Source organism: Kocuria oceani (assembly GCF_029524215.1).
In the GTDB taxonomy this organism is placed as follows: domain Bacteria; phylum Actinomycetota; class Actinomycetes; order Actinomycetales; family Micrococcaceae; genus Kocuria; species Kocuria oceani.
Map to the genome: position 1 here is coordinate 1 of NZ_JARAMH010000055.1, position 875 is coordinate 875.

1 protein-coding gene is annotated in these 875 nt (G+C 68.9%); it reads right to left on the bottom strand.

Annotated features, from left to right (window positions below; all coding sequences use genetic code 11):
• Positions 1–27: 27 nt before the first annotated feature.
• The coding region (locus PU704_RS19930) for an IS3 family transposase (protein ID WP_277552888.1) at positions 28–875 on the bottom strand (848 nt) is incomplete at its 5' end.

Genomic DNA, 875 nt, shown 5'->3' on the forward strand with positions numbered 1-875 from the left:
TGAACCGTCTCGGCTTCTCTGCCGTCTTCATACGGGCTGCGCCGCCGGCTGGGGCGCAGTGATCTGATCGTAGTGGGCGGCCTCGAACTCGGCAGGCGGGACGTTGCCGAGGCTGGAGTGCAGCCTGCGGGTGTTGTACCAGTCCACCCAGGCCATCGTGGCGTACTCGACGTCGCTGACAGTTTTCAGTGGTGCCTTCACGAACGGGCCCGGGCGGATGCACTCGGTCTTGTAGAGGCCGATGATCGACTCCATGAGGCAGTTGTCGTAGGCGTCCCCGACCGAACCGATCGACGGCGCCATCCCCTCCAGGGCCAGATGCTCGGTGAAGCGCAGCGCCGTGTACTGGGACCCGGCGTCGTGGTGATGGATCAGCCCGTCCGGCAGCACCAGGCCCTGACGGGTCCGGTCCCACCGGCCCATTCGCAGGCAGGTGAGCACCAGATCCGTCGTGCGGGTCGTGGCCGCGTTCCAGGACACGATGCGCTGAGCGAAGACATCGACGATAAAGGCGACGTAGACGAACCCGGCCCACGTGCGCACGTACGTGAAGTCGGCGACCCACACGGTGTTCGGGGCCGCGGCGGTGAAGTTGCGGTTGAGCAGATCCGCCGCCCGCGTCCCATCCTTGGCCGGGATCGTGGTGCGCACCCGCCGGCCTCGGACCACCCCGGCCAGCCCGAGCGAGCGCATCAGCCGGTCCACCGTGCAGTGGGCCACCGCCAGCCCACACCGGCGCAGGTAGGCGGTCATCTTCCGCCGGCCGTAGAGGCCCTCCGGGGTGCCCACGGTGGCCAGCAGCGCATCCATCACCACCGCGTCGCTGACCGTGCGCGCGGCAGACTGCCGACCGGGCTGCTTCCAGGAGCGGTAGG